Origin of the sequence: Aeromonas sp. QDB25, assembly GCF_027707725.1 — a bacterium.
In the GTDB taxonomy this organism is placed as follows: Bacteria; Pseudomonadota; Gammaproteobacteria; order Enterobacterales; family Aeromonadaceae; genus Aeromonas; species Aeromonas caviae.
Genome location: NZ_JAPCIZ010000034.1, coordinates 1 through 26,113, shown reverse-complemented (window position 1 = coordinate 26,113; position 26,113 = coordinate 1). Strand labels below are relative to the sequence as shown.

Here is a 26,113-nt window from a genome sequence, read left to right as displayed (position 1 = left end):
GGAGCAGCCATGGCCCTGGCACTGTTTGATCTGGACGAGACCCTGATAGCGGGGGATTCCGCCAGCCTCTGGCTGGAGTACATGGTGGCCCAGGAGCTGGCCCCGGCGGGCATGGTGGCCGAGGAGCAGGCCATGATGTCCCTCTACCACCAGGGCAAGATGGACATGCACCAGTACATGGCCTTCACCCTGCAACCGCTGGCAGGCAGGACGCGCCAGTGGCTCGACTCCCTCTGCACCCGCTTTGCCGAACAGGTGCTGCGGGAGCGCCTCTACCCCGAGGGGCTGGCCCGCATCGAGTGGCACCGCCAGCGTGGCGACGAGCTGGTGCTCATCTCCGCCTCCGGCGAGCATCTGGTGGCCCCCATGGCGCAGATGCTGGGGATGGATCACTGCGTGGCCATCCTGCTCGACGAGGAAGCCGGCATGCTGACCGGCCAGACCCGCGGCACCCTGAGTTTTCGCGAAGGCAAGGTGGCCCGCATCAACCAGCTCTTTGCCGGAAAGGAACACCTCTGGCAGGGGAGCTTCGGCTACAGCGATTCCCACAACGATCTGCCCATGCTGCGGGCGGTGAGCCATCCCCATGCGGTCAATCCGGCCCCCGCCCTGCGCCAGTGCGCCGAGGAGCTGGGCTGGCCCCTCTGGACCTGGCAGTTGCACCCTTGATCCGCGCAATGAAGAAGAGGCCCTCAGGCCTCTTCTTTGCTCAACATGCCATCCCCTGAGGGCGAGTCGTCCCGGGGGGCCAGGGGATCCACCATGTAGATGCGATTCTTGCCGTCACCCTTGGCGCGATAGACCTCGGCATCGACCATGGTCAGCAGGCTCCTGGCCCCAAGCCCGGGGGCACTCGCCACCAGGCCGCCGCTGAAGGTGATCCCAAGACCGGGTTCACGCCAGTGCAGGGAGGCCACCCCAATCCTGTACTGCTCCAGCAGCATCTGGCAGAAGTGGATATCGGGATTGGCAAACAGCACCACCAGCTCTTCCCCGCCATAGCGGCATACCCAGCCATGATCCCCCAGCAGCTTGGCGCCAAAGCTGGCCACCCGCTTGAGCACCACGTCCCCGGTCTGGTGACCATAGGTGTCATTGATCCGCTTGAAACCGTCCAGATCGATCATGGCCAGGCAGAAGCGGTCCTGATCGAGCAGCAGCCGATTCAACCGCTCGTCGAAGAAGCGCCGGTTGTAAAGGCCGGTCAGCTTGTCGAGGTTCGCCTGCTGGCGCACCTCGTGGTAGTCCTTGCTCACCTCCGCCAGCTCGGCATAGACGTGCCTGAGCTCGCGCATCCCCCCCTGGTGCACCTCGTCAGGCTGGGTCCGGCTGGCCCGGATCACGGTGGAGATCTCGTCCAGCATCCGCCTGAAATAACGGGACCAGATCAGTGCCAGCACCATGTAGAGCACGCTGGCCAGCACGATGATCCCGAGCACGTTGAGGGAGGCACTCGCCACCACCGCCTGGATGCTGGAGGCGGGCAACACGCTGATCAGCACCCAGTTGTGGTCCGGCAGGCGGCTGTAGGCCACGAACTGGCGAGACGCCTGATCCAGGAAGATGCCGTCCTCTCCGCTGAAGCGGGAGAGCCAGGTCGGGTGCGTCATAGGCTTGAGCAGTTGTGAGGGATCGGGGTGGGCCAGCACCTTGCCCGACTGGTTGACGATCATCTGGTAGCCGCTGTTCCACTGCCGGTTCAGCTGGACGGAGAAGGGGGCCAGGATGGCATCCACCGCGAAGACCCCCCGCACCTTGCCCTCCTTGTCGGTGATGGCCCGCGCCAGGGCGATCACCAGCGTGCCGTTGGTGTAGTCGTAGTAGGGTTCGGTCCAGACCATCTTGCCCACATGCTGGCTGGCCAGCTGATACCAGGGGCGCACCCTGGGATCGAAGTCCGCATCCGCCTGCCATTCGGGGTAGATCAGCATCTGGCGCTCGGCGGTGCCCACATAGATGTAGATGAGATCCGCCATCACCCCCTTGTAGAGACGCCACTCCCTGAGATAGGAGTCGGTGTTGCGCAGACGGGGGCCGCTGATGTCCTCCACCTTGATCTGGTCGTAGATGAGGGAGAACTGACGCTCCATCTCGTTCAGGTAGGGCTCGATGAAGACGTGGCGCAACTGGTGATTGGTGGCGAGCAGGCGCTGTTGCAGCTCTCGCTGCAGGCTGCGCTCCATGTGCAGGTAGTAGATGGCGCCCAGCATCAGGACGGGAATGAAGAGCAGAAGCAGGCCCAGGCGCATCCGTGCCACCAGGGACCAGGTCTTTTTGGAGACTGCTCGCTTATCCAACCCTGACTCCATGCTATCCCCTGACATCGTGTAGTGTCAGAATATCAGCCCCACCTGATGGCGTCCAAAAGGAAGCGCATCAGGTGGCCAACGAGAAGGAACTGGCCTGGATGTTGAAACCGGAACTGCTGACTGCCCTCCATTACTGCGCCGTGATCACCCTGACCGGTGCCATCACCTCGGAGTATTTCCTGTTCCGACGCGGCATGTCCATCGAGCAGGTGCGCAAGCTGCTGCTGGCTGACAGCCTGGCCGCCCTGGCCCTGCTGCTCATCTTCATCACGGGAGTGCTGCTGGTGGTCGCCCATCCCCAGCCACCGGCCATCCTGTTTGCCAATCCGGGTTACCGCACCAAGCTGCTGATGTTCTTCGCCATGGCCATCAGCTTTGGCTACCCCAGCCGGCTGTTCCACCACTGGCGCCGATCCTTGCGCCAGGGACGGGCTCCCCTTGTCTCCACCCAGCAGCAGTTCTGGGTGATCTGGATCCTTAGGGGCAACCTGCTGCTGCTCGCCCTGCTGCCCCTGCTCGCCAAGCTGGCCAGCCGCTGATCCTGCCCTCGCCCGGCAACAAATGGCTGACGACAAACGCCCCTTCTCGCAGGTATCGTAATGGCGGGGCCCGAGTGCCGCCGAGACTCTTTCTCAGGGATGATTCCGTATGCGTTCAAACATGATGTTATTGATGGCCGCCGCCATCTGGGGGCTGGGCTTCGTCGCCCAGCGTCTGGGGATGGATCACATGGGGCCCTTCACCTTCAACGGCCTGCGCTTCCTGCTGGGCGCCCTCTCCCTGCTGCCGCTCTTGTGGTGGCTCAAGTCACGCCAGCCGCCCCAGCCTGCCGGTGATCACCGCCTGCTGCTGACCGGGGGCCTCATCGCCGGCACCGTGCTCTTCTCCGCCGCCTCCCTGCAACAGGTGGGGCTGCTCTACACCACGGCCGCCAAGGCGGGCTTCATCACCGGCCTCTACATCATCCTGGTCCCCGTCATCGGCCTGGCCCTGCGCCACAAGACCGGGGCCAACACCTGGGTAGGCGCCCTCATCGCCATGGCCGGGCTCTACTACCTCAGCGTCACCGAGGAGTTCACCATCGGCTACGGCGATCTGCTGCAAGTGATCGGGGCCCTGTTCTGGGCCGTGCATCTGCTGGTGCTGGATCACTACTCGAACCGGGTCGCCCCCATTCGTCTTGCCGGGGTGCAGTTCGTGGTGTGCGGCCTGCTCAGCCTGGCCACGGCCTTCGTCATCGAGACCCCGACGGCGAGTGGTGCCGTCGCGGGCTGGCAGGCGCTGCTCTACGCCGGTCTGGTCTCGGTCGGCATCGGCTATACCCTGCAGGTGGTGGGGCAGCGCGGTGCCCATCCGGCCCACGCCGCCATCATCCTCAGCCTGGAGACGGTGTTCGCCGCCATCGGCGGTGTCCTGCTGCTGGGGGAACATCTGGACGAACGGGCCGTGGTCGGCTGCGCCCTGATGCTGGCGGGGATGCTCATCTCCCAGATCCGCCTGCGCTGGTGGTGGAAGTCCCGCCGCAACAAGGTGCCCAGCCAGCCCTGATATCTGCGGTGGTCATTGACCCCAAATTAAACGAGGCGCCCTTGGGCGCCTCGTTTAATTGCCGCCTGCCTAGCGCACGCTGGAGCAGAAGCTCACGTCATCGCGCAGGGGGTCATTGCTCACGCTGTGATAGAGCTCGAAACAGGGGCCGTCCCCAAAGGCGAGGCCGGCCGCGACGATATCGCCGATGTGCTCCTGCCAGCGCTCCCCGTACTGGCTGCGATCCGTGATGAGATAGCGGGACTGGGCGTAGCGCCCGGCGGGGATGAGCTGAATTTCCACCTCCCCCGTCCCCAGGGTGCCCACCGGCACGCTGATGCCGATGTCGGTGCGGCACTGGGCCGGCGGCGTCACCTCGGGGTTGTCGTGGTAGATGAAGATCCACTCTCCCCCTTCCAGGCCACGGGGCGCGGCCCACTGGTGAAGGCGATGGCAGACGGCGTCATACCCTTCGCCATAGGGGCCGGTCACGCGGATATAGGCCAGGGTGCGGGCGTCCATCTCGACGGTGTTCATGGTGTTGCTCCTTGCTGATGAGTGGCCTTCAGCATAAGGGAGTGCCCCTTGCCATGCGTGTCCTTCCTTGCGATCCAGGTGTCCGTTCTTGCCCTTGTCGCGGCGAAACGCCCCTGGGGTGCAGCCATAGTGACGACGAAACGCCTTGGCGAAAGCCTGGGAGCTGCCAAGCCCCGCCCCCAGAGCGATGGCGGTGACGCTGGCATCGGTGTAGCAGAGCTGCCAGGCCGCCCGCTGCATCCGCAGGCGGCGGCACATCTCGCCGGGGGCCTCCCCCACCACGGCGGTGAACACCCGGTGGAAATGGTAGAGGGAGAGGCAGGCGCGACTCGCCAGCGCCTCGATGGAGAGATCCGGATCCTGCTCCAGTGCCCGCAGCACCGGCGTCAGGCGCTCGCGATAGTCGATCATCGGCGCACCCTGGCCATGTAGAGGGCATCCACCAGCACCCCATGACGCAGGCCGTAATCCCGGGCTACGCCCTCCTCCACGAAGCCCGCCTTGCGATAGAGGGCCAGGGCCGCCTGATTGTCGGCCCAGACCGTCAGCTCCACCCGCGTCAAGCCGAGCCAGTTGTCCGCCAGATCCAGCGCAGCCTGCATCAGGGCGGTGCCCACCCCGCGCCCGGCCCAGTCATCGTGTACCGCCATGCCGATGCTCGCCACGTGGCGGCGACGGGGGGCCGGCTCCACCATCAGGACCAGCGCGCCCGCCACCTCCCCCTCCCACTCCGCCAGCAGGCTGTAGATGCCATCCCGCGGGGTCAGCTTCTGCTCCCACTGCTGCAGGGAGGGGAAGGGAAGTTGCAGGGTGCCCGCCTGGGCATGGGGCATGGCATGAAGATCCCGCAGGGCGGCGGCATCTTCCGGCCCGGCGCGGCGAATGGTGATGGACATGAGACCTCCTGATTGGCTGAATCCCATCTTGCCGCAAGGCTGGCGTCTGTTTCCACCCCCATCAGCGAAACCAATCAAAGGGTTAGGCACACTCCATTGGAGCCGCTCCCCCACTTACCCTAGTCTGGCGACTCATCACAAGGAGACCCGCCATGACCGACAAGACCCTGCGCAGCGCCAACGGCGCCCCCGTCGTCGACAACAACAACAGCCTCACCGCCGGCCCCCGCGGCCCCGTCCTGATGCAAGACATCTGGTTGATGGAGAAACTCGCCCACTTCGACCGCGAGCGCATTCCCGAGCGGGTGGTGCACGCCAAGGGCTCGGGCGCCTACGGCACCTTCACCGTGACCCACGACATCAGCGCCTTCAGCAAGGCCGACCTGTTCAACGCCGTCGGCAAGCAGACCCCGGTGTTCCTGCGCTTCTCCACCGTGGCCGGAGAGAAGGGGGCCGCCGATGCCGAGCGTGACGTGCGCGGCTTCGCCCTCAAGTTCTACACCGAGCAGGGCAACTGGGATCTGGTGGGCAACAACACCCCGGTGTTCTTCATTCGCGATCCCCTGAAATTCCCCGACTTCATCCACACCCAGAAGCGGGATCCGCGCACCAACCTGCGCAGCGCCACCGCCGCCTGGGACTTCTGGTCCCGCCATCCGGAATCCCTGCATCAGGTCACCATACTGTTCAGCGATCGCGGCATCCCCAGGAGCCTGCGGGAGATGAACGGCTACGGCAGCCACACCTTCAGCTTCATCAACGACGCCAACGAGCGCTTCTGGGTCAAGTTCCACTTCAAGACCGAGCAGGGCCACCGCTTCTACACCGATGAAGAGGCGGCCACCGCCGTCGGTCAGGACAGAGAGACCAGCCAGGCCGATCTGTTCAACGCCATCGAGCGGGGCGACTTCCCGCGCTGGAAGGTCTATGTGCAGGTGATGCCAGAGGCCGAGGCCCAGACCTACAAGATCCACCCGTTCGACCTCACCAAGGTGTGGCCCCACAAGGACTACCCGCTCATCCCGGTGGGCGTGCTGGAGCTCAACCAGAACCCGGACAACTACTTCGCCCACGTGGAGCAGGCCGCCTTCACCCCGGCCAACGTGGTGCCCGGCATCGGCTTCTCGCCGGATCGCATGTTGCAGGGTCGGCTCTTCTCCTACGGTGACACCCAGCGCTATCGCCTCGGCGTCAACCACGGCCTGCTGCCGGTCAACGCCCCGCGCTGCCCGTTCCACCACGGTGCCCACCGCGACGGCGCCATGCGGGCCGACAGCAACGGTGGCGCCAGCCCCAACTACCAACCGAACCGCTTCGGCACCCAGCAGCCGAGCGAGCAGCACGAACCGGCCCTGAGTCTGGAAGGGGCTGCCCTGCACTACGATTTTCGTGACTACGACAGCGACTACTACAGCCAGCCGGGGGATCTCTTCCGCCTGATGGACGAGGGACAGCGCGCCCGCCTCGCCGCCAACCTGGCCCGCTCCCTCATCAATGTGGAGGATGACGCCATCGTCGCGGCCCAGCTCAGGCACTTCGAGCAGGCCGACCCCGAGTACGCCAAACGGGTCGAGCTGGCCCTGGCCGCCCTGCAGCGCTGAGTCGCAGGCAGCCAATCTCTGCCAAAGCAAAACGGGGGCCTGATGGCCCCCGTTCTCGCATGACGGTCTTTGATGAATGAAAAACGCAGCCCGAGGCTCCGATTTCAATGCCGTATCCATCCCGGAAGCAGCGCCCTCGCGCTTCCCTCTCTTGCCAACAAGGGTTTGTACCGCCAGCTCACGGCGGCAACGACGTTGTGCACTGGCAGAGCGGCACCATTATCCACCTGTGGTAATAAACCTGTCTGTGGTAATGCACTTTTAGTCACCAATAAAAACGGAGCCCGAGGCTCCGCTCTTCCATGCCGTATCCATCCCGGACGCAGCGCCCTCGCGCGCTTCCCTCCCTTGCCAACAAGGGTTGGTACCGCCAGCTCACGACGGCAACGACGTTGTGCACTGGCAGCGCGGCACCATTATCCACCTGTGGTAATAAACCTGCCTGCGATAATGCTCTTTTAGTCACCAATAAAAACGGAGCCCGAGGCTCCGTTTTTCAATGCCGTATCCATCCCGGACGCAGCGCCCTCGCGCTCTTCCCGCTCCTTTGCCAACAAGGGTTGGTACGACGGCAACGACGTTGTGCACTGGCAGAGCTGCACCATTGTCCACCTCTGGTAATAAACCTGCCTGCGGTAATGCACGTTTAGTCACCAATAAAAACGGAGCCCGAGGCTCCGTTGTTCAATGCAGTATCAATCCCGGACGGAACGCGCTTCGCGCTCTTCCCGCTCCCTTGCCAACAAGCGTTTGTACCACCAGCTACTGCGACGACGTTGTGCATTGGAAGAGCGACGAGCCATTGCTTAGATCCCAGTCAAGAGAAGAAAGAGCCGCATTATGCGATAGAGATCACGCCCGTGTCTGTAGCTGGATCAAGAAAAGGCTCACTGGCCCACCCGGATCGTCCGCTGGTTGCCCTCCGGTTCACCACTCTGTGACGGCGTCGTCACCTCTCGCCAGATCAGGGGGCCATTGGTCTCCATCGCCTGTTGCGGCGCGCACTCCAGCCAGAGCTCCCCCTGCTGGATACGGGCCCCCTGGGAGTATTTCTGATCCTGATACCAGCACACCCGCTCGGGCAGCGAACCAAGGGGCAGCACCAGCTCGGTGCCCACCGAGTGGCTGAGGGTGTTGGACGCCGGGGCGGCCAACGCGGGGAAGAGCCAGCCAAGGGCCAGCAGACAACCTGCACAACGGATCATGGGAATTCCTGTCACGGGGGAGTGAAAGTGTAAAGCGACCAGCAGAGCCCTCGACTTGACCAATAAATGTCGGCTCATCTGGCATTCCGGAAGCAATATGATAGCCTGCCTGCGCCCGCCAAGGCCTGTCAGGGTTCTGCCGTGGGCCCCCACCGGCATCGCCGGGATGCGGTAATGAATAACCCTTAATAATCAGATAATTAACTGGATATGTTGTCAATGCGTATCATGCCGTTGCTCAAGGCTGCCTGCCTGAGCCTGATGTTGTCCGCCTGTGTCGCCCCCCTGCTGATGATGAGCCCCACCAGCCAGCTGATGTGGGCCCTGCTCAAGCCGCTGGTCGGTTTCGATCCGAACGAGGCCAACCTGTTCGAGCAACCGCTGATCAAGGACAGAATGACCGCCATGCTGGGGCCCAACTACGAGAGCACCATGCAGCTGCTCAAGACCGCCGACGAGCTGCAACAGGAGGGACCGCTCTTTTACGTGGTCTCCCGCTACGCCCCCGTGCCGGACGTGGCCAAGCAGGCCGGCATGGTCTGGAACGCCGACACCAACCAGCTCGCCGTCATGGTGCAAAAAGGTGACGGGGCGACCCAGGTCTTCGGGGAAAACCTGACGGCCGCCACCCCGACCTGGCCCAGCGCCATGCAGGGCTGGCAGTCCCAGGCCACCCCGGCCGCCACGGCCCTGACCGGTGCCGGTCAGGGGCTCACGGGCGCGGGCAGTTCTCTGCTGGGCACCATGATGGGGGGCCTGCAACAGAGCGCCAGCAAGGCCCTGTCCGACTCCACCAGACAGGTGATCGGCAGTGCCGCAACCACGGCGCAGCAACAAGCGACCAAGGCGGTAAGCGACAGCGCCAAGCAAGCCGCCACCACAGTGCAGCAACAAGCCGAAAAGGCGGTGAGTGACAGCGCCAAACAGGCCGCCAGCAGCGCCGCCACCATCAGTGCCGCCACCACGGCGCAGCAGCAAGCGACCAAGGCGGTGAGCGACAACGCCAAGCAGGCCGTCAGCAGCGCAGCGACCATCAGTGCCGCAACCACGGCGCAGCAGCAAGCCGCCAAAGCAGTGAGCGACAGCGCCAAGCAGGCCGCCAGCAGCGCAGCCACCATCAGTGCCGCAACCACGGCGCAGCAACAAGCCGCCAAGGCGGTGAGTGACAGCGCCAAGCAAGCTGCCAGCAGTGCCACAACCACGGCGCAGCAGCAAGCGACCAAGGCGGTGAGCGACAGCGCCAAGCAGGCCGCCAGCAGCGCAGCCACCATCAGTGCCGCGACCAGTACGCAGCAGCAAGCCGCCAAGGCGGTGAGCGACAGCGCCAAGCAGGCCGCCAGCAGCGCCGAAACCATCAGTACCGTGACCAGTGCACAGCAGCAAGCCGAAAAGGCGGTACAGCAACAGGGCGAGAAGCGGGAAGCGACTTCCGGCACCCTGAGCGATCAGGCCAGGGCGGATGCCGAAGCGGAGCTGGAAAAACTGCTTAACTGACTTTGTTAAGCGTCATGCCACCATAAAAACAGGCCATCACATGATGGCCTGTTGTTTATCTGACCCGTGGCAGGGGAAGATCAGAAATGGCGGTCCTGCTCGGTAGGCTTGGCACCCTTCTCTTCGCTGTGCTCGATGGCGGTGCGGATAAGGTCGACGCCGGCCCGGATGATCAGCACCCCCATGTTGACCAGCTTGACGCAGACCCACATGAAGGTGATGAGCAGGATCAACTTGAGCACCGTCTGGAATGCCTCCAGGAAGTTCTGCTCCAGCTGGGCGGTGAGCCCGTTGGCGCTGCTCATCAGCCAGGTGTACACCTCGCGCACGAAGGGGATCCGGCTCGGCATCTCCAGCACGTCCAGCGCCGCAGGCAGGGCCTGGAAGATGACGATACTGCCAAACAGTATCAGGATGACGCCGATGGCAATCCCCAGAAAGAAACCGAACTGTCGCATGAAGAGCCCCACAATGTAGTGAATGAGAAGAACAATAGCCGCCAATACTAGGGACTGCCCGCGCAGACGGCAATCCTTGCGTCCCCCACAGGGTCGGTGCCCCCTGCAAGCCATTGCCCGGCCGTCTGATTTCTGTGACCCTTGTCCCCACTCCTTGCCCCTGGGTGTCATCATGTTTCGAGTCGTCTTCTGCCTGCTGCTGTTGCTGGGCGGTGCCCTGCCCGCCTCCCGCGCCGAATCCCCTCCCTCTGCGGCCGCCTGCGTGATCCGCCACCAGCAAGGGATCCTGCTGGTGCAGGACAGGCTCTCCTCGCGCTACAGCCTGAGCGGCGGCTACATCGACAGGGGAGAGACCCCGGAGCAGGCGGCCCTGCGCGAGCTGTTCGAGGAGACCGGCCTCCAGGGTCGCGTCACCGGCGAGCTGGGGCGCTGGCAACGGGCCAGGGTGTTCGCCTGCCAGACCCTGGAGCCCCTGCGGGTCCAACGGGGGACGGGGTTTGTCTCCTTGCTCCAGGCCCCGGATCTCGGTGGCGAGATCCTGAACGCCAGGCTGATCGCGGCCGCCGACCTGCCCCCTGACCAGCGTCGCTTCCCGGCGCAGCTCGACTGGATAGCCCCGAGGCTGGCCGAGGTGCCCGAGAGCCAGGTGCTGTGGGTGACGGATTTCAGCGACGCGGCCAGTGCGCTGCACCGCGCCGAGTTGCCACTGAACCAGCGCCTGCAACGGTGGCTAGGGCCGGATGCGCTCTGGCCCAGGGCGGGCAATCTGCTGGGCTCGGCCCCCTTCCAGCTGGCGCTGCTGCCCTTGCTGCTGCCCCTGCTCGGCTGGTCCAGGCTGCGCCACCTGCTGTTTGCCATGGTGCTGCTCACCCTGGTGGTGAACCTGCTCAAGGCGGGCATCGGCTGGCCCAGGCCCTTCCACCTGCAACCCGAGCTGGCCCGCCAGAGTGCCCAGGGCTTCGGCATGCCGAGCGGCCACGCCGCCTCGACCCTGCTCTACTGGGGCCTGCTGCTTGGCTGGCTGCCGGCGCTGCGGGCATGGCAGGGGGCCCTGCTGGCCCTGTTGCTGGCCGGCGTGGCCGGGCTGGCCCGGGTCTGGCTGGGGGTCCACTTCCTCTCGGATGTGGTGGCCGGCCTTGCTCTGGGGGCCCTGCTGCTGGCACTGCGCGCCCCGCTGGCGAAGCTGGCGGCGCGCCCGCTCCCCTGGGCCGGGCTGCTCATCGCCAGCGCCCTCTCGGCCTGGCTCACCCAGTCCACCGCCCTGGCCGGGCTTGCCATGTTCACCCTGGGGCTGGTATCGGGTAATCTGCTATCACTCGAACGGAGCCCCCCCCCCGCCCTGCCCGCCGCGCTGCTGACCCTGGCAGGGGGACTGGTCGTGGCAGGGCTCCTGTTCCTGGTGCCCGCGCTCACCAGCAGCTCTCTGCTGATCCTCGCGGGACAAGGGTGGCTCTTTGGCTGCCTGGGGTTCTGGCTCAGCGCCGGGCTCTGGTGGTCGTTGTCCGCTATCCGTCACGGTGCCCGAACCGGGCGCTCAACCCCTCGTTAAGGGAATGCCATGAATATGAAAAAAGTGGATTTGGCCAAGATCACCCTGGGCTTGCTGTTCCTCAGCCTGCTCATCATCTCGTGCTTCATGGTCTTGCGCCCCTTCCTGCCCGCCCTGGTGTGGTCGACCATGATCACCATCGCCACCTGGCCCCTGATGCAGATGGCCCAGCGCCTGCTGTGGGGCAAGCGCACCCTGGCGGCCTTGCTGATGACCAGCATCTTGCTGCTCATCTTCGTCATTCCCCTCTTCATGACGCTGGCCAACGTGGCGGAGAAGGCCCCCATGCTCATCGAGCTGGGCACCGAGCTCAGCCAATCCCCGCCCCCCGAGCTGCTCTGGTTGCAGCAAGTGCCCCTGGTGGGCGACAAGCTCTATGAGTTCTGGCAGCAGATCCTCGCGAGCGGCGGCCAGGTGCTGTTCACCAAGCTGGCCCCCTACTTCGGCCAGACCGCCCGCTGGCTGGCGGCCCAGGCGGGCAACCTCGGCCTGCTGTTCGTCCACTTCCTGCTGACCGTGGCCATCTGCGGCCTGCTCTACCACTCGGGAGAGAAGGCGGCAGAAGGCATTCGCCGCTTCGCCCACCGTCTGGCGGGCCAGCGCGGTGACAATGCGGTGGTGCTCGCCTCCCAGGCCATCCGCGCCGTCGCCATGGGGGTGGTGGTGACCGCCCTGGTGCAATCCTCGGTGGCGGGCCTGGGCCTGCTCATCGCCGGCATTCCCTATGTCATGGTGCTGGTGGTGCTGATGTTCCTGCTGATCGTCGCCCAGATAGGCCCCTTCCCGGTGCTGCTGGCCAGCGTCGGCTACCTCTACTGGAGCGGGGACACCACCTGGGGCACCTTCCTGCTGGTCTGGTCCCTGCTGGCGGGCACCATGGACAACTTCCTGCGCCCCTTCCTCATCAAGCGCGGGGCCGACCTGCCGCTGATCCTCATTCTGGTGGGGGTCATCGGCGGCTTGCTGGCCATGGGGATCATCGGTCTCTTCATCGGCCCCGTGGTGCTGGCGGTGGGCTACACCCTGCTGGATGCCTGGATCAAGGAAGATGACCAACCGGCGAGCGCTCTGGTGGAGCCGCCCAAGGCGCCGTGACGATTCATTCATCCCCGATGCAAAGAGCCGCCCCAGGGCGGCTCTTTTGTTTATTACCGTCCCATGCAGGTTCGATGAGCGAAGTGTAATCGGACGATCGAGATGCCGCTGTCCGGTGTGTCCATGAATCAGCGGCATCTGTCTGCAGGGAAATATGGATGGCTGTTATAGCGGGAGAATTGATTTACGCGAACGTCTGATTACCCCTTACGGCTAATCGAACCGACGGCTGGTCGCGGCGTTTAGAACCAAAGTTCGAACCGGAACGCCAAAACACGAACCAGGGTTCGAATCACTCCTTCCCCTCCCCTGTTCCCTGCCGAAGGCGCCCGCCACAATGCCTGCACCATTGGAGGAGAACACAAGATGAACGAACTGAGAGCAACACGGGCCCTCATCAGCGGCGGCGCCAGCGGCATCGGACTGGCCATCGCCGAGGCCCTGGCCAGCCAGGGGGTGGAGCTGATCCTGGCTTCCCGCCGCCTGGGGCTGCTGGAGCAGGAAGCGGCCAGACTGGAGGCGCGATACGGGGTGCGAGTCATGGCACTGGATGTGTGCGACGGCGATCAGGTGCGGGACGGCCATGCCCGGATCCGGGAGCGGCTCGGCCCCGTCGATCTGCTCATCAACAACAGCGGGGTCGGCAGCGACCACCTGGTGCAGGACCTGCCGGAATCGGAGTGGGACAGGGTGATGGATACCTGTGCCAAGGGCACCTTCCTGCTGACCCGGGCCTGCCTGCCGGACATGCTGGCAAACCGCCACGGCACCGTCATCAACATCGCCTCCCAGGCCGCCAGGCACGGCTATGCCAGGGCCAGCGTCTACTGCGCTGCCAAGTTTGCGGTGCTGGGGTTCGCCCGGGCACTGCGGGAAGAGGTGCAACACCAGGGCGTCCGGGTCCACACCCTCTGTCCCGGACTGGTGCAGGTGCCGCCCCCGGCCTGTCCGGGCGATCGCAAGCCCGGCTGGCTCCAGGTGGAGGATCTGGCCGAGGCCGTGCTCTATACCCTTCGCCAACCCGCTCACGTCCAGCTCGACGAGATCGGCATGACGGGGATCTGAGCGAGGCACCATGGAACGCCAGCAAGGACAAGGGGCGCCGAGGCGCCCCTTGTCCTGCGTCACACCGTCAGAGGCGGCCTGCGCGTAAGTTCAGGCAGGTTGATGGAGGGTGATGCAGTGGATGCCGCCGCCCCCGGCCGCCACCGGGTCTATGTCTATCTGCACTATCTTGCGCCCCGGATAGAGGCTGGCCAGCAGATCCCGGCAATGGCGGTCGGCCCTGGCATCCCCGAACTGGGGAGCGATGACGGCGCCGTTGATGGGCAGGTAGTTGATGTAACCGGCGGCAAAGTCCGGGCTGCGGCTGAACTTGTTGTCCCGCCCGCCCAGGGGCGGCGGCAGCTGATGCAGCTCCAGCTTGTTGCCGTCGGCGTCCGTCGCCTGCTGCAGGATGGCGAGGTGCTGGCGGGTCACCTTGTAGTCGTAGGAGTCGGGATCGTTGTCCATGTTGATCACCACCCCCCCGGGGCGCACGAAGCGGGCGTAGAAGTCCACGTGGGCATCCGTGATGTCGCGGCCCTTGATCCCCGGCAGCCAGATGATCTTGCGCAGTCCCAGGTTGGCCTTGAGCTCCGCCTCCACCTGCGCCTTGGTGAGGCCGGGGTTGCGGTTGCTGTTGATCCAGCTGCTCTCGGTCATGATGGCGGTGCCGTTGCCATCCACCTCGATGCCGCCCCCCTCACCGATGAGCTCGCTCTGCAGGTAATAGGCATCGGTCTGCCGGCCCACCAGGGCGGCGACCCTGGCGTCATGGCTGTGCTCCTGCTTGTCACCCCAGCCGTTGAAGTTGAAGTCCACCAGCCCGAGCCCTCCCTGCTCGTCCTGCACGAAGACGCCGCCGGTATCCCGCAGCCAGATGTCATCCATCTCGGCGTGGACGAAGTGGGTGTTGCGCTCGCCGCACAACTGGCGCGCCAGCGCCTCGTCATCCTCGTGGCAGAGCACGTTGACCCGGGTGTAGGGCACCATGGCCTGCACCAGCCGCCCTATGGTGGCCTGCACCTCCTTGTAGTGGCGACCCCAGATCTCGCTGGTGGCCCCGAAGGCCACCCACACCAGGGCCTGGGGGGAGGACTCCTCCGGCATGTGGTAGCGAGCGGCGGCGCCGGGTTCGCCGGCGGCGAAGGCCGCGCGGGCACCGGGCAGGCTGCCAAACCCGGCAATGGCGCCAAGGGCAACCAGCTGTTTCAATACGTGGCGTCGGGAAAACATCGTTCTACTCCTGGGTTCAGAGGCTGCTCTTGAAGCGAGTCCAGGCTCGCATGCGGGCACGCATCTGGGATTGTGCTATATCCTGACCCGGAATGAGCCGCTGGTAGCTGGCCTCGTCCAGGTAGATATCCGGGTTGGCCGTCATGGTGGCATCCACCATGGGTCTGGCCTTGGCACTGGCAGTCGGATAACCGGTGCTGTTGGTGATGGCTGCCATGTTGGCCGGGTGCATCACGAAGTTGATAAAGGCGTAGGCATAGTCAGGATGGGGGGCATCCGCCGGGATCGCCATGGTGTCCATCCAGATGGTGCTCCCCTCCTTCGGCAATCGGTATTCGAAGTCGACCCGCTTGCCCGCCTCGGCGGCGGCGCGCCTGGCCTGGGTCATGTCGCCGCTGTAGCCCAGGGAGAGGCAGAGATCCCCGTTCACCAGCTGGGTTACCGGCTGGGACTGGAACTTGCGGATATAGGGCTTGATCCCCTTGAGCAGGGCCAGGGCCGCCTCCAGATCGTCCGCCTTGCCGCTGCGGGGATCCCGCCCAAGATAGTGCAGCACCACCGCCAGCACCTCGTCCGGGGAGTCGATGACCGAGATGCCGCAATCTGCAAATTTCGCCGCCAGCTCGGGCTTGAACAGCATGTCCAGGCTGCTGACCGGGGCATCCGGCATCCGCTGCTTGATAGCGTCCGCGTTGTAGGTGAGCCCTATGGTGCCCCAGGTGTAGGGCACCACGGCCTCCTTCGCATGGGGGTAGGCCTGCTGCAACCGCGCCAGGCCGGGGTCTATGTCCCCCAGGTGTTGCAGCTTGCCCTTGTCGAGCGACTGCAGGCTGCCCGCCCGCATCAGCCGCTCCGCCACCGTGTCCCCCGGGAAGATGAGGTCATACCCGCTGCGACCCGCCATCAGCTTGGCCTCCAGGGTCTCGCTGCTGTCCATCACGTCGTAGATGACCCGGATCCCGGTCTCCCTGGTGAATTCGCTCAGGGTATCGGGGGCGAAATAATCGGACCAGTTGTAGAGGCGCAGCACCTTCTCCTCCTGCGCCTCCCCTTCTGCGGCCTGGGCCCCCAGACCCAGCAGCAGGGCCAGTGCCGTGGCTATCTTGGTCAAGGCGCTCATGATGGACGCCCTCCCCGATGGCCCTGCCCATCCAGGCTCAGCAAGGCGCCATACATCTCGGGGCGACGATCCCGGTAGATGCCCCAGGTCAGCCGCTCCTCGGCCATGGCGGCGAGATCCAGCTCCCGCACCAGCACGCCCGGGGTATCCCTGTCCGCCTCGGCCAGCAGGGCCCCCTTGTGATCCGTGATGAAGGAGGAGCCATAGAAGCGCATCTGCAACGCGGGATCCCGGGTCGCCACCTCGCGTCCGATGCGGTTGGCGGCGATCACCGGCATGATGTTGGCGGCGGCGTGGCCGCGCTGGGTCAGCTGCCAGTGATCCCGGGAATCGAGCCCCTCTGCCCCCGGCTCCGAGCCGATGGCGGTGGGATAGAGCAGCAGTTCGGCCCCTTGCAGCGCCATGGCGCGGGCCGCCTCCGGGAACCACTGATCCCAGCAGATGCCGACCCCGATGCGGCCAGCGGCCGTGTCCCAGACCCGAAACCCCGTGTCCCCCGGGCTGAAGTACTCCTTCTCCTGATAGCCGATGGCGTTCGGGATATGGGTCTTGCGATAGACCCCGAGCAGGCGACCATCCGCATCCGCCATCGCCAGGGAGTTGAAGCAGGCGTTGCCCGCGCGCTCGAACCAGCTGATGGGCAACACCACCCCCAGCTCCCGCGCCAGGGCCGAGAAGCGGCGCAGCACCCGGCTCTGCTCGAACGACTCCGCCAGCGCCAGATGGCCGTGGTATTGCTCGATACAGAAATAGGGGGTGGCGAAGAGCTCCTGCAACAGCACCAGGTTGGCCCCCCTGGCGGCGGCTTCCCGTACCAGGCTCTCCGCTGTGTCCAGATTGCGCTCCAGCTCCCAGCTGCAAGCGAATTGTGTGGTGGCGACAACGATCTTGCTCATCCGGATACCCTCCCTGACACGCGTTCCCGCTGACAGGCAAACTGCATGGTTGCGACGACCTTGTTCATGAATCTCTCCTCCCTGATCCCGTCATGAGGCCTCGCAGACGCCTGACGAGGCCGCTCCAAACGCTTACCCCTGCACCGGCCAGGCCGGCTGCTGCTGGGTGATGCAGTGAATGCCGCCCCCGCCGTGGGCCAACTGGTTGATGCGCACCGGCACCAGCTGCCTGTTCGGGAAGGCGCGCCTCAGCACTTCCCCAGCCGCCTCGTCCGCGCCTACGCCGTAGGCGGGCATGATGATGGCGCCGTTGGCGATGTAGAAGTTGGTGTAGGAGGCGCAGAACACTTCCGCCTCGGCGTCCACCGCCTCGCTCGCCTCGAACAGCTCGAGGCACTCGAAGGAGCGACCTCTCGCATCGGTGGCCAGGGCCAGGGCTCGGCGGTTCTCCCGCACCACGCGGCCATAGGTGGAGTGCCCGTCCAGGGTGGCGTCCACCAGCAGGTGGCCGGGGCGGCTGAAGGCGCAGACCCCGTCCACATGACCGTCCGTCATGTCGCCGGTGACGTGGTCCGGATCCCCCGGCAGCCAGATAGTCTTCTCGATGCCGAGCAGGCGGCTGAAGATCCGTTCGATCTCCACTTTGGTCATGCCGGGGTTGCGGTTGCTGTTGAGCAGCACCGACTCCGTGGTGATCAGGGTGCCCTCCCCATCCACATGGATGGCGCCCCCTTCGTTGGCGAGGAAGCTGCCGATGCACTCCAGCTCCAGGCTGTTGAGAACGCGTCGCGCCAGCCCCTCATCCAGACCGTGGGCCGACTTGCCGCCCCAGGCGTTGAAACGCCAGCTGATCCCGGCGGTGCCAAGCTCGGGATGGCAGATGAAGGTGGGGCCGGAGTCACGGCACCAGCTGTCATCCACCGGCAGGGGAATGAAGCGCACCCCGTCGCCGCACAGGGCGCGAGCCTCCGTCTGTGCGACGGGATCCACCACCAGGTTCACCGGTTCGAAGCGGGCGATGGCATTGACCACCCGGGCGAAGTCCTGCTGGACCTGGGGCAGGGTTACGCCCCAGCCGTTTTCCCACAGCGCCTTGTTGTGCGGCCAGACCATCCAGGTCGCCGCGTGCCGGCACCACTCCGCTGGCATGAACCAGCCCGCAGCCCTCATTCCCTGCTCGCGCATCTCAGCCTCTCTGATTAGGTACTATTAAGGTTGTTGACGATGGAAATAGACTATTCTCCCCGTTGATGGGTAACAAACGATCGATTTTCGATAAAAGTGATAAGTGGAGCTAATCAATGATGTTCAAACACTGGCCCCCTCTCAACGTGCTGCGCGGCTTCGAGGCGGCGGCCAGGCTCGGCAGCTTTCATCAGGCGGCCCAGGAGCTGCACCTCACCCAGTCTGCCATCAGTCAGCAGATCCGCTCGCTGGAGGAGCTGCTTGGCCAGCCTCTGTTTCACCGCCAGGGACGTTCCGTCGCCCTGACCGACGCGGGCCAGGATCTGCTGGAGACGACCCAGCAGGTGCTGCTGCAACTGGCGGTGGGAATACAGCGCCTCGAGCAGTACCGCAAGCCGAACCAGCTTGTGCTCAACACCAGCACCACCATCGCCCGCCTCTGGCTGCTGCCCCGGCTGGCCGACCTTCACCGCCAGCATCCGGGCATCGATCTCTGGCTGTTCACCAGCGACGACACGCCGAACATGGCCGAGCAGACCATCGACATTTCGCTGCGCTGGGGGCTGGCTCCCCAGGCGGAATGCCGCCATCAGCCGCTGCTGGCGGATCGGCTGCTGCCGGTGGCGAGCCCGGCCGTGCTGGCACAGCCCGCGCAGGAGCGCACCACCCTGCACGGGGAGCGGGAGATGGACTGGCACCACTGGACCCTCAAGGGCGGCGACGATCTGCACCTGCAGACCCAGGGGCTCAACTTCTCCGATCCCGGCTTGTTGCAGGATGCGGCCAGCGCCGGGCTCGGGGTGGCACTGGCGAGCGAGCTGCTCTCTCGCGACGCACGCCGACAGGGGTGGCTGCTGCCCCTCTCGTCCCACCGGGTGGCCGGGCCGAACTGGAACATGCTGATCCATCAGGAGAGCGAAGGCAGTCCCCAGTGCCGGGCGGTGAGCCAATGGCTCCAGCAGCAGTTTGCTGCAGAGGCTGCCACCCGGGGCAAGGACGCGACACTCTGAGAGCGGTCACTGAATCGGGGCGGCAAGGGTGATTAAATGGCCTCTTCCCTTTTGCCGGATATCGCCGTGACCATGCCATCCGTCCCCCAGCCCCTCTCGTCCTGGCCCGAGCACCTGCAGGCCTCCTGGCTGCGCTGTGTCCACCAGACCAGCGCGTCCCTCTGGCATCCTCCCCACTGCGCCAGAGGGCAGACCCTGGAGAGCCTGCGCCAGCGCAAACGGGACCTGCTCACCACCGGCGAGATGGCGCTGGAGGATCTCTACGAGTTCATGGAGGGGCGCCCCTGCGCCCTGCTGCTCACCGACGAGAGCGGTTGCCTGCTGGCCCGGACCGGCCACCCCGATACCCTGCAGGCGCTGGCGGCACTCGGTTTTGGCCCAGGCGCGTTTTTCAGCGAGGGACGCATCGGCACCAATGCCGTCAACCTGGCGGCCCTGGAGGGGGTGCCGCTCTGCGTCAGCGGCCCCCAGCACTTCAACCAGCGTCTCCACCCCTGGCACTGCTGTGCCAGCCCTGTCTACAACAGCACCGGTCGCCAGGTGGCGATCGTGGCCCTGATCTGCCGGGTGGAAGAGGCCGCGCCGGGGGATCTCGCGCTCACCGTCAGCGCCGGCCGTGAGCTGGCCAATCTGCTGCAGATGGAGCGCCTGATGCAGGAGTCCCAGCACCACTTGAGCGAGCTCTATGCCCTGTTGGATGGCATGGAAGACGGCGTGCTGGCCTGGGATCCCCAGGGGCGGCTGCGCTACCTCAACGCCCTGGCGGCCAGTCGGCTGCAACTCGACCCGGCTGTCTGCCTGGGCCACCCCCTCGCTCACCATCTGCTGTTGCCCCAGCGCCTGCGTCTGGCCATCGCGGAGATGACCCCTCTGAGCCATGTGGAGGTGACGCTGGAGCGGCGAGAGACCCGGGGCGAGGCCTTCATCGACGCCCTGGTGAGCCTCAAGCCCCTCCCGGGGCCGGACGGGGTCAGCTTCATCGTCCTGCTCCATCCCACCGATCGATTGCGCGCCATTCATCAACTGCGCCAGACGGTGCCCGAGCTCTCCGCCCTGGTGGGGGAGTCTAGCGCCATGCGCAAACTGCTGCGCCACGCCCGCCAGGCGGCCAGGGGACAGGGCCCCGTCCTGCTGCGAGGGGAAGAGGAGGTGGGCAAGGCCCAACTGGCGGAGGCCATCCACTTTGGCAGCGAGCGAGCCGCCGGCCCCCTGGTCATCTTCAACTGCCAGGCATGGCCGAGTGAGCGGATGGCGCTGGAACTCATGGGGTCCGACGAGGCGGGGCAGGAGCGGGCAGGCAAGTTCGAGCTGGCTCACGGTGGCACCCTGGTACTGGAGCAGGTGGAGTGCCTGCCCGCCCCCATGCAAGCCGCCCTGCTGCAACTGCTCAAGACGGGGCGCATCCAGCGCTTCGACTCCGCCCGCATCCTCCCCCTCAGGGTGAGGATCATCGCGACCAGCAGCGCCCCGCTGGAGCAGCGGGTGCAGGAGGGGGGATTCGGACGCCAGCTGCTCTATGCGCTGCAAGGGTGCGAACTCTGGCTGCCGAGCCTGCGGGAGCGCAGCGCCGATCTGCCTGGCCTCATCCGCCAGCACCTTACGGTGCAGGGGGGCGAATCGGGGCGCCAGTTCACCCCTGACGCCCTCGACTGCCTGCTGGCCTACCCCTGGCCCGGCAACCTGGGGGAGCTGCGCAGCGCCATCGAGTACGCCCTGCTGCATTGCAGTGAGGCACAGATCCCGCCCCGGGCGCTCCCGGCCGCCATCCGCCAGGGTCATTGCCTGCTGGCGGACGAGGTGGTGGGACAGCCGCTGCTCACCCTGGCGGAGCTGGAGCATCAGGCAATCCTGCGGGCCGCCCGTGCCAGCAAGGGCCAGGTCAGCCAGATGGCGCGCCAGCTCGGGATCAGCCGCACCACCCTCTGGCGGCGGCTCAAACTGCTCGACATCGATCCCGCCGACTACCACCACTGACCAGAACGCCCCTCAAAAAAAGCGGGCCCCGTCGTGACGGGGCCCGGATGGGGAAATGTTTCAGTCGCCGAAGCGATCCTGCGCCAGTTGCTGGAAGCAGCTCAGCGCCGCCCCGGCATCCTCCCCGCGCGCCAACAGGATGAGCGCGTCTCCCTGACGCACGTTGAGCATGGTCACCCGGGTCAGGCTGCGGGGGTTGGCCTCTTTGTCATCCTTTTGCAGCCTGAGTTCGGCGGCAAAGGGCTTGAGTGCCGCGACCAGTCGGGCGGCGGGGCGCACATGCAGGCCGTGGGGATTCTCCACCACCACCTCGCAGCGCAGCCAGCCGTCGTCGGCAACGGGGGCTGCCTCCGTGGTGACCTGCGCCGCACTGGCAGGCAGCATTCCCTGTTTCGGGCCCAGGGCGCCAAGCGCCTCGGCGGCTACCTCGTCCAGCGTCAGGCCTGCGCCAGCGGCCACCACCGCCGCCAGAGTGCCCTCGACCAGCGGGGCGGGGCTGAGCCGCACCCGGGCGCTCAGCTCGGGGGGCAGCAGCTCGAGGGCGGTCTCCGCACTCAGGAGGGCGCTGCCCAAGTCCATCAGCACCAGCACGCCGCTGCCGTCATCCGCCTCTTCCATCGCACTCATCACGGCGATGGCGTCGGTGCCGATGGGATGGGCGGGGTCATCGACCCCGGCCGCCAGCAACAGTTTCGCCGGGCTGCCGAGCTGATCGGCCAGGGCTTTCAAACCGGCCGCAAGCTGGGCGCTGTGAGAGACCACTACGATGCCGATCATGTCACAACCTCGCTCTGTCACGCAGGGCGGTCAGCAGCAGCAGGGTCGAGGTGGCCCCCGCATCCTGATGGCCGATGCTGCGCTCACCAAGATAGCTGGCGCGCCCCTTGCGGGCCTGCATCTGGATGGTGGCCTCGGTGCCGGCTGCGGCTGCAGCCACCGCCTTGTCCAGCGCCTCGGGGAGCGGCAGGCCCTGTTGTTCAGCCTGCTGCAGGGCGGCCAGAGCGGGCCACCAGGCGTCGCACATGGTCTTGTCACCCGGCTCGGCACGGCCGCGGGAGATGATCCCCTCCACCCCGTCGCTCAGCATCTTGCCGAGCTGGCCGAGGGTCAGGCTCTGACAGGCATCGCTGCTGGCCACCGCCCGGATGAAGAAGGTGCCGTAGAGGGGGCCGCTGGCGCCGCCGACCGAGGAGAGCAATGTCATACCGGTGGTTTTGAGCACCTGGCCGATGTCTTTGTCCGCCACCGCGGGCAGCTTCTCCGCCACCTTGGTAAAGCCACGCTGCATGTTGAGGCCGTGGTCGCCGTCGCCGATGTCGGTATCCAGCGCCGTGAGGTAGTCACGCTGCTCGGTGAAGATGTGCTCGCAGTCGAGCAGCCAGTTGACGATCTGATGCTTGCTTAACATGAATATTCCTCAGCAGCCGCGCCGCAGGGCGGGGGTGTGAACGGGGGCATCCCACAGGGTCATCAGCTCGTCATCCACCTTGAGCAGGGTGATGGAGATGCCGGTCATGTCGAGGGAGGTACAGTAGGGGCCGATGAGGTTGCGCACCAGATGAATGCCCGCCTCTTCGCACAGGGTGGCGAGGTGACCATAGACGCCGTAGAGCTCGGAGATGGGGGTGCCGCCGAGGCTGTTGACCAGGACGATGACCCGGTCACCCCCATTGAGCGGTTCGATAAAGGTGTGTTCTTCCTGCCAGCAGCCGGTGGCTCTGTCCCAGTGGCGCAGGGTGCGGCCATAGGGGCTGTTGTCGGTCAGCTCCTTGAACATGTCGTCCACCAGGGCGTTGAGGTCGGTGAAGGGACGGCGCTCAATGCCGGGTTCACCGTGAATGCCCACGCCGAACTCCACCTCGTTGTCCGCCAGGGTGAAGGAGGGCTTGCCCGCAGCAGGGACGGTGCAGGCGTGCATGGCCACGCCTATGGTGCGGCTTTGGTTGTTGATCCGGCGGGCCAGCGCCTCGCAGCGCGCCAGATCGTAGCCCGCCTCGGCGGCGGCACCGACCAGCTTCTCGCACAGCACTGTCGTGGCAACCCCACGGCGGCCAGCGGTGTAGAGGCTGTCCTTCACCGCCACGTCGTCATCGATGAGGGCGAAGCCCACCTTGACCCCGTCACCGTGCAGCAGCTCGACCGCGGTCTCGAAGTTGAGCACGTCGCCGGTGTAGTTCTTCACCAGAAACAGCACGCCCGCGCCGCCGTCGACGGCCTGACCGCACTCGTACATCTGATCCGGGGTCGGGGACGTGAAGATCTCGCCGGGGCAGGCACCATCCAGCATTCCTTTGCCCACCAGGCCACCGTGCATGGGCTCGTGGCCGCTGCCGCCACCGGAAACCAGCGCCACCTTGCCCGTCACGGGGGAATCGGCGCGGGTGATGTAGTGGGGTTCGATTCGCACCTTGAGCTCGGGGTGGGCAGCGGCCATCCCCATCAGTTGTTCACGGACCACGGCATCGACAGCGTTGATCAGCTTCTTCATGGCTCACTCCTTGGCTTGCCACCACACGGGTGGACAGATGGTTGATGGAGCCAGTCTAGCGAGCCATAGGGGGATAAAAATGACAGGGGTTTCGGTTCGGATCTGAAACAGCAAACAAAGCCTGACGTTTCAATCTGAAACGAGCGGATGGGGAAGATCCGGGAAAGTGTTAGCCGCCTCACAGCCATGAAAAAGGGCCCCGCAGGGCCCTTCTCGATAGCGTGAGGATTAGATGGCCCAGCCACCGGCGTAGAAGATCACCAGGGCCACGGCGATGATGACGGTGCCGATGTTGAGCTTCTTCCACTCGGCGGCAAACAGGCGGCCGACCACCAGGGCCACGAAGCCCAGCATGATGCCGGTGACGATGTTGCAGGTGAGCACGATGAAGACGGCGCACAGCATGCCGGATAGGGCATCGACCGAGTCGTTGAAGTCCAGCTTGGTGACGTTGCCCAGCATCAGCAGGCCCACATACATCAGGGCCGGTGCGGTGGCGTAGGCCGGTACCAGATAGCTCAGCGGGGAGAGGAAGATCATCAGCAGGAAGAGCACGCCGACCAGGGTGGCGGTCAGGCCTGTCTTGCCGCCGGCAGCGGTCCCTGCGGCAGATTCGATGTAGACGGCTGCCGGAGCACCACCTACCACACCCGCCACCATGCTGCTGACGGAGTCCGCAGTCAGGGCCTTGCCACCGCTGATGATGTGACCACGCTCGTTGATGAGGCCAGCCTGACCGGCCACGGCACGGATGGTGCCGGTGGCGTCAAACACGGCGGTCATCACCAGCGCCAACACGGTCGGAATCACCACCGGATTGAGGGCGCCCAGCAGATCCATGCTGCCCACCAGGGAGCCATTCTCGCCACTCAGGCTCGGCATGGCGAAGAAGCCCTGCCAGGTTACTTTCGGATCGAAGATGAGGCCGAGGATGGAGATGGCGATGATCACCATCAGGATGCCGCCCGGCACCTTGCGGCGCTCCAGGCCGAAGATGGCAGCCAGACCCAGCACCGTCATGATGACCGGGAAGGCGGTGATCTCGCCGAGCTGCACCGGCAGGCCCGCCCCTTCATTCTTGATCACCATGCCGACCCCGTTGGTGGCGATCAGCAGCAGGAACAGGCCGATACCGATGCCGGTACCGTGGGCGATGCCGGAGGGAAGGTTGTCCAGGATCCACTGGCGCACGCCGGTGACGCTGATCAGGGTGAACAGCACCCCCATCAGGAAGATGGCACCCAGCGCGACCGAAATGCTCAGCCCCTGCCCCAGCACCAGGCTGAAGGCGGTAAAGGCGGTGAGAGAGATGGCACAGCCGATGGCCATCGGCAGCTTGGCCCAGAGCCCCATCAGCAGGGAACCGAAGGCGGCGATCAGGCAGGTCGCCACAAAAACCGGGCCCTGCTCAAAACCCGCTGCGCCCAGCATGTTCGGCACGACGATGATGCTGTAGACCATCGCCAGGAAGGTGGTCAACCCGGCCAGCAGCTCCTGTCGCACCGTGCTGCCACGCTGGCTGATGGAGAAATAGGAATCCAGAAACCCGCCATTGCCGGCGCGGGCCGTCGTTTGTTGCGTTGCCATAGTTCATCCTGAAAGTGTGAAGGAAATCGTTTGCTTGCTGGCGCGCAAAATAGCAAGAATTTGACGAGATTGCAGCGGATAAGCCCCCATTTCCCCGAAGTTTTTCATAAAAAGGCTCGTTGGAGGCCTCATTTTCCATGAGAGAGGCCCATCCCAAGCTTCTACACTCTTAGCTAGCCACGTTCCCATCTACCGGAGAGAAGCCCATGCACACAGGCAACCTGCTTGGCCAGATCCCCTCCCCCCTGCCCAGTGAATTGTTCGCGGATCTGGTCAGTACCAACAATGTTCGTATCGAGCGCATCCTCTCCCAGGGGCAGCAGACCCCTACCGGAGAGTGGTTCGATCAGGATGAACACGAATGGGTATTGCTGGTGCAGGGAGAGGCCATCCTGGTCTTCATCACACCGGATACCGGGGTACAGGAACGCGTCCATCTGGGGCCGGGGGATTACATCAACATCCCGGCGCACCTTCAGCACAGGGTGGAGTGGACCCATCCGACCGAGACAACCGTCTGGCTCTGCGTCTATTACTAGCAAGCTCACGGCTCAAGAAGGCAATGCTTCTCGAAGAGGAGACCGTGGAGACGAAAAGAAGCCCAGTCTGTCGACTGGGCTTCTTGTTAGTGGCATAACGGACGCAGAGACGGACAAAGTCCGGCTCAAGCACAAGGAACAACAGACCGGGACAAAGTTGCCAGTGGCAAGTCACAGCCCTGGTGGTTGCTTCTTGTGCTCTGAGCTCTTATCCCGACGCCAGAAAGCAAAAAGGCCTTCCCGATAGGGAAGGCCTTTCAATTTAGTGGCGGAGCGGACGGGACTCGAACCCGCGACCCCCGGCGTGACAGGCCGGTATTCTAACCGACTGAACTACCGCTCCGCATTCGGTTAGCTTTCGCTAAA

The 26,113-nt window shown here is 65.2% G+C and carries 24 protein-coding genes and 1 tRNA gene; 11 read left to right on the top strand and 14 right to left on the bottom strand.

Annotated elements, in window-relative coordinates; all coding sequences use genetic code 11:
• The first annotated feature begins 9 nt into the window (after positions 1-9).
• On the top strand, positions 10-669 hold the full coding sequence (locus PG883_RS13190) for an HAD family hydrolase (RefSeq protein WP_041214057.1): 660 nt from the start codon (positions 10-12) through the stop codon (positions 667-669).
• Positions 670-692: 23 nt separating this feature from the next.
• Here PG883_RS13190 and PG883_RS13185 read toward each other — a convergent pair whose 3' ends face one another.
• Positions 693-2,297 (bottom strand): sensor domain-containing diguanylate cyclase, encoded by a 1,605-nt coding sequence (locus tag PG883_RS13185; RefSeq protein WP_270807294.1) that lies wholly within the window; start codon positions 2,295-2,297, stop codon positions 693-695.
• A 110-nt stretch (positions 2,298-2,407) separates the two neighbouring features.
• Here PG883_RS13185 and PG883_RS13180 point away from each other — a divergent pair, with 110 nt between their 5' ends.
• Together PG883_RS13180 and PG883_RS13175 are read left to right on the top strand one after the other, a co-directional pair.
• On the top strand, positions 2,408-2,848 hold the full coding sequence (locus PG883_RS13180) for a DUF2214 family protein (protein ID WP_029314852.1): 441 nt from the start codon (positions 2,408-2,410) through the stop codon (positions 2,846-2,848).
• Between the two features lie 109 nt (positions 2,849-2,957).
• Positions 2,958-3,857, top strand: coding sequence for a DMT family transporter (locus PG883_RS13175; RefSeq protein WP_042864813.1), 900 nt, complete (start codon positions 2,958-2,960; stop codon positions 3,855-3,857).
• 69 nt (positions 3,858-3,926) lie between these two features.
• Here PG883_RS13175 and PG883_RS13170 read toward each other — a convergent pair whose 3' ends face one another.
• Together PG883_RS13170 and PG883_RS13165 are read right to left on the bottom strand one after the other, a co-directional pair.
• Entirely contained in the window at positions 3,927-4,784 is an 858-nt protein-coding gene (locus PG883_RS13170) for an AraC family transcriptional regulator (RefSeq protein WP_113069107.1), read from the bottom strand.
• Entirely contained in the window at positions 4,781-5,269 is a 489-nt protein-coding gene (locus PG883_RS13165; RefSeq protein WP_010675925.1) for a GNAT family N-acetyltransferase, read from the bottom strand. Before PG883_RS13165 ends, PG883_RS13170 begins: the two co-directional genes overlap by 4 nt.
• 152 nt (positions 5,270-5,421) lie before the next feature.
• Here PG883_RS13165 and PG883_RS13160 point away from each other — a divergent pair, with 152 nt between their 5' ends.
• Positions 5,422-6,870 carry a catalase gene (locus PG883_RS13160; RefSeq protein ID WP_128313530.1) on the top strand — a complete coding sequence of 483 codons (1,449 nt, stop codon included), beginning with the start codon at positions 5,422-5,424 and terminating at the stop codon, positions 6,868-6,870.
• A gap of 887 nt (positions 6,871-7,757) precedes the next feature.
• Here PG883_RS13160 and PG883_RS13155 read toward each other — a convergent pair.
• Positions 7,758-8,075, bottom strand: a complete 318-nt coding sequence (locus PG883_RS13155; protein WP_039040821.1) for a DUF1496 domain-containing protein — start codon at positions 8,073-8,075, stop codon at positions 7,758-7,760.
• A 219-nt stretch (positions 8,076-8,294) separates the two neighbouring features.
• On the opposite strand from PG883_RS13155, the gene PG883_RS13150 reads away from it, so the two are divergent.
• Positions 8,295-9,569, top strand: a complete 1,275-nt coding sequence (locus PG883_RS13150) for a hypothetical protein (RefSeq protein ID WP_270807293.1) — start codon at positions 8,295-8,297, stop codon at positions 9,567-9,569.
• A gap of 80 nt (positions 9,570-9,649) precedes the next feature.
• Here the strand turns inward: PG883_RS13150 and PG883_RS13145 are convergent, their stop codons facing one another.
• The gene (locus tag PG883_RS13145; RefSeq protein WP_010675931.1) at positions 9,650-10,027 is read right to left on the bottom strand and encodes a hypothetical protein; all 378 of its coding nucleotides are present in this window, start codon (positions 10,025-10,027) and stop codon (positions 9,650-9,652) included.
• Positions 10,028-10,199: 172 nt separating this feature from the next.
• Here PG883_RS13145 and PG883_RS13140 point away from each other — a divergent pair, with 172 nt between their 5' ends.
• From PG883_RS13140 to PG883_RS13130, 3 genes are all read left to right on the top strand, one after another.
• A complete protein-coding gene (locus PG883_RS13140; RefSeq protein WP_270807292.1) occupies positions 10,200-11,576 on the top strand; it encodes a bifunctional NUDIX hydrolase/phosphatase PAP2 family protein in 1,377 nt (458 codons plus the stop codon).
• A gap of 9 nt (positions 11,577-11,585) precedes the next feature.
• Positions 11,586-12,671: an AI-2E family transporter YdiK gene (ydiK, locus tag PG883_RS13135; protein WP_029314855.1), complete on the top strand. Its 1,086-nt coding sequence runs from the start codon at positions 11,586-11,588 to the stop codon at positions 12,669-12,671.
• 366 nt (positions 12,672-13,037) lie between these two features.
• A complete protein-coding gene (locus tag PG883_RS13130) occupies positions 13,038-13,736 on the top strand; it encodes an SDR family oxidoreductase (protein WP_270807291.1) in 699 nt (232 codons plus the stop codon).
• 90 nt (positions 13,737-13,826) lie between these two features.
• On the opposite strand, the gene PG883_RS13125 is transcribed toward PG883_RS13130, so the two are convergent.
• From PG883_RS13125 to PG883_RS13110, 4 genes are all read right to left on the bottom strand, one after another.
• Complete coding sequence (locus PG883_RS13125) at positions 13,827-14,948, bottom strand: agmatine deiminase family protein (RefSeq protein WP_270807290.1); 1,122 nt, start codon at positions 14,946-14,948, stop codon at positions 13,827-13,829.
• Positions 14,949-14,964: 16 nt separating this feature from the next.
• Positions 14,965-16,068, bottom strand: coding sequence for an extracellular solute-binding protein (locus PG883_RS13120; protein WP_270807289.1), 1,104 nt, complete (start codon positions 16,066-16,068; stop codon positions 14,965-14,967).
• On the bottom strand, positions 16,065-16,964 hold the full coding sequence (aguB, locus tag PG883_RS13115; protein WP_270807288.1) for an N-carbamoylputrescine amidase: 900 nt from the start codon (positions 16,962-16,964) through the stop codon (positions 16,065-16,067). The genes PG883_RS13120 and aguB overlap by 4 nt, the downstream gene beginning before the upstream one ends.
• A gap of 132 nt (positions 16,965-17,096) precedes the next feature.
• A complete protein-coding gene (locus PG883_RS13110; RefSeq protein WP_270807287.1) occupies positions 17,097-18,149 on the bottom strand; it encodes an agmatine deiminase family protein in 1,053 nt (350 codons plus the stop codon).
• A 116-nt stretch (positions 18,150-18,265) separates the two neighbouring features.
• On the opposite strand from PG883_RS13110, the gene PG883_RS13105 reads away from it, so the two are divergent.
• Together PG883_RS13105 and dhaR are read left to right on the top strand one after the other, a co-directional pair.
• On the top strand, positions 18,266-19,159 hold the full coding sequence (locus tag PG883_RS13105) for a LysR family transcriptional regulator (RefSeq protein WP_134997731.1): 894 nt from the start codon (positions 18,266-18,268) through the stop codon (positions 19,157-19,159).
• Between the two features lie 72 nt (positions 19,160-19,231).
• Complete coding sequence (dhaR, locus tag PG883_RS13100; RefSeq protein WP_270807300.1) at positions 19,232-21,133, top strand: dihydroxyacetone kinase operon transcriptional regulator DhaR; 1,902 nt, start codon at positions 19,232-19,234, stop codon at positions 21,131-21,133.
• A gap of 60 nt (positions 21,134-21,193) precedes the next feature.
• Here the strand turns inward: dhaR and dhaM are convergent, their stop codons facing one another.
• The 4 genes from dhaM to PG883_RS13080 all read right to left on the bottom strand — a co-directional run bounded on the left by dhaM (position 21,194) and on the right by PG883_RS13080 (position 25,208).
• On the bottom strand, positions 21,194-21,910 hold the full coding sequence (dhaM, locus tag PG883_RS13095) for a dihydroxyacetone kinase phosphoryl donor subunit DhaM (RefSeq protein WP_270807286.1): 717 nt from the start codon (positions 21,908-21,910) through the stop codon (positions 21,194-21,196).
• A 1-nt stretch (position 21,911) separates the two neighbouring features.
• Positions 21,912-22,541, bottom strand: coding sequence for a dihydroxyacetone kinase subunit DhaL (gene dhaL, locus PG883_RS13090; RefSeq protein ID WP_270807285.1), 630 nt, complete (start codon positions 22,539-22,541; stop codon positions 21,912-21,914).
• A 9-nt stretch (positions 22,542-22,550) separates the two neighbouring features.
• A complete protein-coding gene (dhaK, locus tag PG883_RS13085) occupies positions 22,551-23,621 on the bottom strand; it encodes a dihydroxyacetone kinase subunit DhaK (RefSeq protein WP_270807284.1) in 1,071 nt (356 codons plus the stop codon).
• A 228-nt stretch (positions 23,622-23,849) separates the two neighbouring features.
• Positions 23,850-25,208: an NCS2 family permease gene (locus PG883_RS13080; RefSeq protein ID WP_201873108.1), complete on the bottom strand. Its 1,359-nt coding sequence runs from the start codon at positions 25,206-25,208 to the stop codon at positions 23,850-23,852.
• Between the two features lie 206 nt (positions 25,209-25,414).
• On the opposite strand from PG883_RS13080, the gene PG883_RS13075 reads away from it, so the two are divergent.
• Complete coding sequence (locus PG883_RS13075) at positions 25,415-25,747, top strand: cupin domain-containing protein (protein WP_128343324.1); 333 nt, start codon at positions 25,415-25,417, stop codon at positions 25,745-25,747.
• Positions 25,748-26,013: 266 nt separating this feature from the next.
• Here PG883_RS13075 and PG883_RS13070 read toward each other — a convergent pair.
• Positions 26,014-26,090, bottom strand: a tRNA-Asp gene (locus tag PG883_RS13070).
• Positions 26,091-26,113: the final 23 nt, after the last annotated feature.

What these genes read in the sequence shown, in the direction of transcription:
- ydiK (WP_029314855.1), top strand. Translation starts at nt 11,586, where the DNA reads ATGAATATGAAAAAAGTGGATTTGGCCAAGATCACCCTGGGCTTGCTG.
- PG883_RS13190 (WP_041214057.1), top strand. Translation starts at nt 10, where the DNA reads ATGGCCCTGGCACTGTTTGATCTGGACGAGACCCTGATAGCGGGGGAT.
- dhaM (WP_270807286.1), bottom strand. Translation starts at nt 21,910, where the DNA reads ATGATCGGCATCGTAGTGGTCTCTCACAGCGCCCAGCTTGCGGCCGGT.
- PG883_RS13175 (WP_042864813.1), top strand. Translation starts at nt 2,958, where the DNA reads ATGCGTTCAAACATGATGTTATTGATGGCCGCCGCCATCTGGGGGCTG.
- PG883_RS13110 (WP_270807287.1), bottom strand. Translation starts at nt 18,149, where the DNA reads ATGCGCGAGCAGGGAATGAGGGCTGCGGGCTGGTTCATGCCAGCGGAG.
- PG883_RS13080 (WP_201873108.1), bottom strand. Translation starts at nt 25,208, where the DNA reads ATGGCAACGCAACAAACGACGGCCCGCGCCGGCAATGGCGGGTTTCTG.
- PG883_RS13130 (WP_270807291.1), top strand. Translation starts at nt 13,038, where the DNA reads ATGAACGAACTGAGAGCAACACGGGCCCTCATCAGCGGCGGCGCCAGC.
- PG883_RS13180 (WP_029314852.1), top strand. Translation starts at nt 2,408, where the DNA reads ATGTTGAAACCGGAACTGCTGACTGCCCTCCATTACTGCGCCGTGATC.
- PG883_RS13150 (WP_270807293.1), top strand. Translation starts at nt 8,295, where the DNA reads ATGCGTATCATGCCGTTGCTCAAGGCTGCCTGCCTGAGCCTGATGTTG.
- PG883_RS13165 (WP_010675925.1), bottom strand. Translation starts at nt 5,269, where the DNA reads ATGTCCATCACCATTCGCCGCGCCGGGCCGGAAGATGCCGCCGCCCTG.
- PG883_RS13140 (WP_270807292.1), top strand. Translation starts at nt 10,200, where the DNA reads ATGTTTCGAGTCGTCTTCTGCCTGCTGCTGTTGCTGGGCGGTGCCCTG.
- PG883_RS13120 (WP_270807289.1), bottom strand. Translation starts at nt 16,068, where the DNA reads ATGAGCGCCTTGACCAAGATAGCCACGGCACTGGCCCTGCTGCTGGGT.
- PG883_RS13105 (WP_134997731.1), top strand. Translation starts at nt 18,266, where the DNA reads ATGATGTTCAAACACTGGCCCCCTCTCAACGTGCTGCGCGGCTTCGAG.
- PG883_RS13160 (WP_128313530.1), top strand. Translation starts at nt 5,422, where the DNA reads ATGACCGACAAGACCCTGCGCAGCGCCAACGGCGCCCCCGTCGTCGAC.
- PG883_RS13155 (WP_039040821.1), bottom strand. Translation starts at nt 8,075, where the DNA reads ATGATCCGTTGTGCAGGTTGTCTGCTGGCCCTTGGCTGGCTCTTCCCC.
- dhaL (WP_270807285.1), bottom strand. Translation starts at nt 22,541, where the DNA reads ATGTTAAGCAAGCATCAGATCGTCAACTGGCTGCTCGACTGCGAGCAC.
- PG883_RS13075 (WP_128343324.1), top strand. Translation starts at nt 25,415, where the DNA reads ATGCACACAGGCAACCTGCTTGGCCAGATCCCCTCCCCCCTGCCCAGT.
- PG883_RS13125 (WP_270807290.1), bottom strand. Translation starts at nt 14,948, where the DNA reads ATGTTTTCCCGACGCCACGTATTGAAACAGCTGGTTGCCCTTGGCGCC.
- PG883_RS13145 (WP_010675931.1), bottom strand. Translation starts at nt 10,027, where the DNA reads ATGCGACAGTTCGGTTTCTTTCTGGGGATTGCCATCGGCGTCATCCTG.
- dhaK (WP_270807284.1), bottom strand. Translation starts at nt 23,621, where the DNA reads ATGAAGAAGCTGATCAACGCTGTCGATGCCGTGGTCCGTGAACAACTG.
- PG883_RS13170 (WP_113069107.1), bottom strand. Translation starts at nt 4,784, where the DNA reads ATGATCGACTATCGCGAGCGCCTGACGCCGGTGCTGCGGGCACTGGAG.
- aguB (WP_270807288.1), bottom strand. Translation starts at nt 16,964, where the DNA reads ATGAGCAAGATCGTTGTCGCCACCACACAATTCGCTTGCAGCTGGGAG.
- dhaR (WP_270807300.1), top strand. Translation starts at nt 19,232, where the DNA reads ATGCCATCCGTCCCCCAGCCCCTCTCGTCCTGGCCCGAGCACCTGCAG.